The organism is Bacillus sp. JJ1127, from assembly GCF_036965845.1.
In the GTDB taxonomy this organism is placed as follows: domain Bacteria; phylum Bacillota; class Bacilli; order Bacillales; family Bacillaceae_G; genus Bacillus_A.
Genome location: NZ_JBALQK010000210.1, coordinates 1 through 7,214, shown reverse-complemented (window position 1 = coordinate 7,214; position 7,214 = coordinate 1). Strand labels below are relative to the sequence as shown.

The window sequence follows — 7,214 nt, the reverse complement described above, 5'->3', positions numbered from 1 at the left end:
CGCTTCATCCTTTTTGGTTAAAATCAATTAAAACTGAAAGCAAAGATAACTTAATGTTCCAAGCTCATAGCTACGATGAATGACTTTACCCTCAGTATTACCACTTCCCATAGCGATGAAAAGAGGGACAAAATGCTCTGCTCTTGGAACGGCTAATTGTGCGTGAGGGGCAGTTTCCCAATTAAACAACGAATCTTTATCGTTGTTTTGCATATGATTTATAATCCAGTCATCAAATTCGACAGCCCATTTTTCTGGTGTTGTTTGATTCCACTTTAATGCGCGTAAATTATGCACAGTAACACCGCTACCGATTACTAAAATATCTTCTTGTCCAATGCCCTGAATCGCTTTTCCAATTTCATATTGCTCTTTTACAGGAAGGAAAGGATGTACTGAGATTTGAACGACAGGTATATCAGCTTTTGGATACATACGGTGTAATAGTGTCCATGAACCGTGATCTAATCCTCTAGTTGCATCTTTGCGAACTGAAATTTCGTTATTCTTAAATTTTGTTTCTAGCATTGCTGCAATGGCTGAAGAACCTTTTGCTTTATATTTTATTTCATATAGTTCGGGAGGGAATCCGCCAAAATCATAAATTGTTTCATATTCATCATCTAAAGATGAAATAGTTAATATTTCACTTTCCCAGTGTGCTGTAAAAATGACAATTGCTTTTGGTTTATATGTTTCGCCAAGTGTTTTTAAAAAACGTGTATAATCTGTATCTTGAATGGCAAGCATTGGTGAACCATGTGCTAAAAATAATGATGGCATCATATATGAAACCTCCTAAAATGAATAATAATTACTTTATGTAAGCAACTATATAATTGTTTATTTTGTTCGTCAAGGGAATCGTTTGATAAAGTGAAACTTTAATCAGTGGAGGTCTTCATCCCTCACTAATTATTAGTCCTCACCAATCGGGCTTTAACGGCAGTTTATTTCCCACATAACTTCTTTGTTTTCAAGGGATTTTGAGGTGGGAGTATTACTGCCTGCGAATAGCAGGATAAATCGAAAATGCAGTGTTTGTCATAATGGAAACAATTGCATATAATACATAGTAAGAATAATGAATACTCATTCATTTTGTAATGGTATATATAAGGAGTTTGGGGGCTATCAAAATGGATATACAGGAAAGCTTCGTTACGGCGCTGGATGGATCGGAATTTTATTTACGTAAGTGGCTGCCAGAAGGTGAGCCTCGGGGGATTGTACAGATTGCACATGGCATGGCAGAACACACGGGTGCTTATACAGAATGTGTTCATACCTTATTGCAAGCGGGATATGGTGTTTATGCTCATGATCATAAGGGACATGGAAAAACAGTAAAAAGGGAAGAAAACTATGGGCATTTTGATCCAGATATTGGTTGGAATCAGGCTGTTTCTGATGTGATTTTTGTGTCAGAATTTATAAGACAAGAGCATACTTGTCCACTTTTTTTATTAGGGCATAGTATGGGTTCATTCTTATCAAGACGTGCTGTACAACTTCGCGGTGAATTATATGATGGATTTCTTATTTCTGGAACAGGTGGAAACCCAGGTTTTTTAGGGATTATTGGTCATAAAGTGGCAACGATTGAGATGAAAATCCGCGGGGCAAAAACGAAAAGTCCGATGTTAAACTTTTTATCATTTGGGAATTTCAACTCGCATTTCAAACCAAATCGGACAAAGTTTGATTGGTTATCTTCAGATACAAATCAAGTTGATAGATATATAGAAGATCCATTATGTGGTTTTATTTGTTCAACAAGCTTTTACCGTGAATTATTTCATGGGGTGCTTGAGGTAAATAAATTAGAGGAATATAAGAAAACACCAAAAGACTTGCCAATACATATTTTTTCCGGAGATCGTGATCCAGTTGGAGATATGGGAAAAGGTGTAAAAGAAGTACATGATATGTATAAAAAGTGCGGTGTGAAAGATGTAACACTTCGTTTATATGAAAATGGAAGGCATGAAATGTTCCATGAAGTGAATAGGGATGAAGTATTCCAAGATTTGATCTTTTGGTTAAATGAACATACTGAATAAGAAGAAACCTCACTTTTGTTGAAGTGAGGTTTCTTTTTTAGAAATTAGAGAAGTGTTATTTCATAACCGGTAATTGAGAAGACTAATTTCAATTAAAAGAATTTTATTCAAATGAAGGGGATCATAATTTTTTGATTTCTACAGGAGGTGCTGGGATTTTGGCTAATTATTATAAATGAGTAGTTTAAATGTAAATACAAGTTTGAGAGGGGATAGTTGATGATAATTAGAGAAGCCTTATTAAAAGAAACAAATGAACTCAGTGAACTAGCACTCAGTTCAAAAGCAACTTGGGATTACAGCGAAGAATTTATTCAAGCATGCAAGGAAGATTTAACAATTACAGAAGCGTATATGAAAAACAACTACGTATTCGTTTTAGAAAATGAAGGAGTAACAATTGGTTTTTTCTCATTTCTACGCAAAGAAGAGGATGCTCTTGATTTTCTATACTTACATCCGAATTATAAGGGGAAAGGTTATGGAAAAGTTTTATGGGAAGGCGTTGTAGAAAAAGCGGCTCAATTAGGGATTAAGCGTTTTACAATAGATAGTGATCCAAATGCAAAAGGGTATTATATGAAAATGGGAGCAAAGTTAATTGGGGAGACACCTTCGACTGTTTTTAACAATCGGACTTTACCACTTTTACAGTATGATGTATAAAACGTTTGATATATAGGGGATGCTAAGATGGATAATTTAGAAATTGAACAGATACATAAGATTTTAACGAAATCTTGGTCACTTGAAACAAGCTCAAAGTGGACGAAAGAAAATCCAGCAAAAGGACAATGTGGTGTAACAGCACTTGTTATATATGATTTATTTGGTGGGGAAATAAAGAAGACGCAAGTTAATGAGGCTTGGCACTTTTACAATATGATAAACGGTAAGCGATATGATTTTACAGCATCACAATTTTTGACTGAGATAATCTATATGGATATTCCTTCTAGTAGAGAAGAAGCATTTGCAGACACGAATGAAAGGCAATATAGTGCTTTAAAACAAAACGTATATATTTTCACAGTAGAATCTATATAAATTCATTTTAATTTTTTAGCATATAAGTCGCTGCGATGCATGGCTAGATGCTCTCGTCCACCTGAAAAGAAAAGGGTTTTTATGTCGTTTTTTCAACTTGTATTTATATAATTATCTTTTGACTCTTTATATCTAATAAGTTACTATAGTGGTAGTAACTTATTAGGAAGAAATATACTTCATAGAGTCGAGAGGGGAAATACTTTTGAAAACAGCTTATGTAAGCGCTACGATTGTAACGCTAAATGAAAAGAATGAAGTGATTGAAAACGGATATATCATTGTAGAAGATGATAAGATTATAGAAGTGGGCAATGGTGAATTTTCTAATCAAGATCAAGTGGATGAAGTTATAAATTTGAAAGGAAAGTGGCTATTGCCAGGTCTTGTGAATACACATACACATGTTGTGATGAGTTTGTTGCGTGGCATTGGCGATGATATGCTATTACAGCCATGGCTTGAAACGAAAATTTGGCCGCTTGAAAGTCAATTTACTTCAGAACTGGCGGTTGCTAGTACAGAGCTTGGTTTATTAGAAATGGTGAAAAGTGGAACGACAACATTTTCTGATATGTTTAATCCAATTGGTATCGATCAGGATGCGATTATGGAAGCGGTTCGTAATAGTGGAATGCGCGCAGCGGTTTCAAGAACTTTATTCAGCTTTGGAACGAAAGAGGACGAAAAAAAAGTAATTCAAGATGCAGAGAAATATGTAAAACGATATTACAGTGAAAGTGGCATGCTAACAACGATGGTTGCTCCTCATAGCCCATATGCATGCTCTACAGAAATGTTAGAAGAGTGCGCGAGAATCGCAGTAGAGAACCATACAATGGTTCACATTCATCTTTCAGAAACAGAGCGTGAAGTACGTGATATTGAAACGCAATATGGCAAACGTCCAGTAGCGTATGTAGCGAGCTGTGGTTTATTTAAGAGACCGACTGTTATTGCTCATGGCGTTGTGTTAAATGAAAATGAACGCGCCTTCTTAGCGGAACATGATGTTCGTGTTGCTCATAATCCTAATAGTAATTTGAAATTGGGATCTGGTATAGCGGATGTTAAGGCAATGTTAGAAGCGGGAATCAAAGTCGGTATTGCCACAGACAGTGTTGCATCTAACAATAACTTAGATATGTTTGAAGAGCTACGCGTTGCAACGTTACTACAAAAAGGTATCCATAAAGATGCAACTGCATTACCTGTTGAAACAGCTCTTCCGCTCGCGACAAAAGGAGCAGCAGAAGTCATTGGAATGAAACAAACGGGTTCCATTGAGGTAGGAAAGTGTGCCGACTTTATTACGATTGATCCATCGGATAAGCCACATTTACAGCCAGCCGAAGAAGTATTATCACATCTTGTGTATGCAGCGAGTGGAAAAGATGTATCTGATGTTGTGATTAACGGGAAGCAAATCGTGTGGAACGGTGAATGTAAAACATTAGATGAAGAACGAATTATTTTTGAGGCGAGTCGTTATAAACGAGGACTGAAGATGTAGTTAAAATAGAGAAACTGATAAAGAACGCTATCCTTTTTAGTAACTATAAGAGGGGGAGCGTTTTTTTTAATCATTTTAATCGAGAAGCCCCTTTCCTCTAAACGAAGTAAAGGTGGGGGTAGTTCAATTGAAATGAATAAATATTCCATAGAATGTCACGACTTTATCCCCCCCTTTCTGCTATAATAAATAGCGTTTCATAATACTATTTGAATTTAAGGAGAAAAATTCATGAAGCAGAAAAAGTACCGCGTATTAGTAAGTACACTTGTTATATCTTTGATTTTATCGGCCTGTAGTAGTAAAGCGAATAAAAGTGATAAAGAAGGTCAAAAACAAGCGTTAAACGTAACAATATCAGAAGAAATTCCTTCTCTTGATACAGCGAAAGCGATGGACGGTACATCATCACATGTGATGCAAAATATATTTGAGGGATTATATGTACTGGATAATCAAGATAATCCCATCCCTGGTGTGGCGAAGTCATTTGAGAGAAGTGAGGATGGGAAAAAATATACATTCCATTTGCGTAAAGATGCAAAATGGTCAAATGGAGAATCGGTAACAGCACATGATTTTACTTTTTCTTGGAAACGGACATTGGCTCCTGAAACAGCATCTCAATATGCGTACATGCTATTTTATATAAAAAATGCAAAAGAAATCAATAAAGGTGCAGTGGCTAGTGACCAACTAGGAGTAAAAGCATTAGATGATTATACACTTGAAGTACAGTTAGAGCAGCCTGTTCCATATTTCCTGCAATTATTAGCACTGCCCATTTATTTACCACAGCATGAATCATTTGTGAAGCAACAAGGAAATCGTTATGGGTTAGAGCCAGATCATCTTATATACAATGGACCGTTTGTGTTAGACAAATGGAAGCATGAACAAGAATTTCAATTAAAGAAAAATGATACATATTGGGATAAAGAGAAAGTGAAGCTAGATGAAATAAACTTTTATGTTGTAAAGGATACAATGACAGGTGTTAATCTATATGAATCCGGTAGCCTTGATCGTGTGCCCATTAATTCTACATTTGTAGACCAATATAAAAACAGTAAAGAATTCCATGTGTCAAGTGATCCTGCTATAGCCATGCTGCGATTTAATGAAAGCAATGTTTCACTAGCAAATAAAAAAATTCGTCAAGCTATTTCTTTAGCACTGAATAAAAAGGAATTTGTAAATCACTTTATAAACAATGGTGCAACTCCTGCGGAAGGCCTGATTCCAACAGGATATAAGAATGAAGTAACCGGGAAAGATTTTCGAAAGGAAAATGGAAGTATTGCTGTATATGATTTGCAAAAAGCAAAAAAACTTTGGGAAGAAGCTAAAAAAGAGCTTGGCAAGGAAAATATTACAATAGAGTTCCTGACATTTGAACAAGATAACGCAAAACGTATGGCTGAGTATATAAAAGGCGATTTAGAAAAGCAGTTACAAGGTTTAACATTAGAGATCAAACAGCAACCATTCAAGCAAAAATTACAGTTAGAACAAACAGGGCAATATGATATTTCTATGGTAGTATGGGGGCCAGATTATAAAGATCCGATAAATTACTTAGAATTATTTACGACAGATAATCCGAATAATAAGATGGGGTACTCAAACTCTGATTATGATGATCTTATAAAGAAAGCAAAATATGATATTGTACTAGATCAACAGAAAAGATGGAAGGCCTTACAAAAGGCCGAGCGATTAGTCTTAGAAGATGCTGCAGTTGTCCCGCTTTATCACACTGGTTCAGCATATATACAAAAAGAGTATGTAAAAGGAATTGAGAAGCACCAATTTGGTGGCATATTTACGTATAAACATGCTTTTATAAGCAAAAAATAATAATCTATAGAAAAAGAGCGAATTGCTTGCGGCATTAGCTCTTTTTTTATGGATTTTAGAATTATTTTAAAACAAATCTAGAAAAGCTTTTGATAGGAGAGGTTGCATTTAAGTTTGAAAATTATATTTTTAATGAAAGGAATTGTGTATGCCTTCTATTAAATAGATTTTAGTAAAGAATAAACATTTATATCATGTGGAACATCATTTTGATACATATAATTTTTCAGAACTCCCTCTTTTTTAAATCCTAGTTTTGTTAACAAGTGATTTGATGATTCATTTTCAAGAAAAACAACTGCTCCGATACGTGTTAAATTAAGATTATTAAAACCATATGATATAACTGTAGAAACTGCTTCAGTAGCATAGCCATTTCCCCATTGCTCAGGGAAAAGTGCATAACTTATGTTAGCTCTTCTATGTTCTGAAGACCAATCGTGAAAACCAATTGTTCCAATAATGCTTTTCGTCTCCTTTAATTCAATTCCCCATTTCACGCCGTGTCTTTCATTGTAACTTTCTGCAAAATTTTTAATGATTTGTTTTACCTGATCTATACTTTTTAATGGGCTTTGACCATAGTAACGTAATACATCTGGGTTAGAAAAGCAATTTAATAGACTTTGTGCATCGGATTCTGTAAGTTCTCTCAAAATTAGCCGTTCTGTTTCTAATATAGGGAACATTCTCTCACTCCTTTTATATAAATTCCATTTTAATTTTTCAAC

General features: G+C 35.0%; 7 protein-coding genes. 5 read left to right on the top strand and 2 right to left on the bottom strand.

What is annotated here, in order from left to right:
• Nucleotides 1-27 precede the first annotated feature (27 nt).
• Nucleotides 28-786, bottom strand: coding sequence for a DODA-type extradiol aromatic ring-opening family dioxygenase (locus V7183_RS19295; protein ID WP_335360503.1), 759 nt, complete (start codon nt 784-786; stop codon nt 28-30).
• A 353-nt stretch (nt 787-1,139) separates the two neighbouring features.
• Between V7183_RS19295 and V7183_RS19290 the strand changes: the two genes are divergently transcribed.
• The 5 genes from V7183_RS19290 (at nt 1,140) to V7183_RS19270 (ending at nt 6,483) form a co-directional block, all read left to right on the top strand.
• Nucleotides 1,140-2,063, top strand: coding sequence for an alpha/beta hydrolase (locus V7183_RS19290; protein ID WP_335360502.1), 924 nt, complete (start codon nt 1,140-1,142; stop codon nt 2,061-2,063).
• A gap of 219 nt (nt 2,064-2,282) precedes the next feature.
• Nucleotides 2,283-2,729 carry a GNAT family N-acetyltransferase gene (locus tag V7183_RS19285; RefSeq protein ID WP_097896401.1) on the top strand — a complete coding sequence of 149 codons (447 nt, stop codon included), beginning with the start codon at nt 2,283-2,285 and terminating at the stop codon, nt 2,727-2,729.
• Nucleotides 2,730-2,756: 27 nt separating this feature from the next.
• Nucleotides 2,757-3,110: a YunG family protein gene (locus tag V7183_RS19280; RefSeq protein ID WP_097896403.1), complete on the top strand. Its 354-nt coding sequence runs from the start codon at nt 2,757-2,759 to the stop codon at nt 3,108-3,110.
• A gap of 205 nt (nt 3,111-3,315) precedes the next feature.
• Nucleotides 3,316-4,623: a bifunctional S-methyl-5'-thioadenosine deaminase/S-adenosylhomocysteine deaminase gene (locus tag V7183_RS19275; protein WP_335360501.1), complete on the top strand. Its 1,308-nt coding sequence runs from the start codon at nt 3,316-3,318 to the stop codon at nt 4,621-4,623.
• Between the two features lie 231 nt (nt 4,624-4,854).
• Complete coding sequence (locus V7183_RS19270; RefSeq protein WP_335360500.1) at nt 4,855-6,483, top strand: peptide ABC transporter substrate-binding protein; 1,629 nt, start codon at nt 4,855-4,857, stop codon at nt 6,481-6,483.
• A gap of 158 nt (nt 6,484-6,641) precedes the next feature.
• Here V7183_RS19270 and V7183_RS19265 read toward each other — a convergent pair whose 3' ends face one another.
• Nucleotides 6,642-7,172 carry a GNAT family N-acetyltransferase gene (locus tag V7183_RS19265; RefSeq protein ID WP_335360504.1) on the bottom strand — a complete coding sequence of 177 codons (531 nt, stop codon included), beginning with the start codon at nt 7,170-7,172 and terminating at the stop codon, nt 6,642-6,644.
• Between the last annotated feature and the right edge of the window lie 42 nt (nt 7,173-7,214).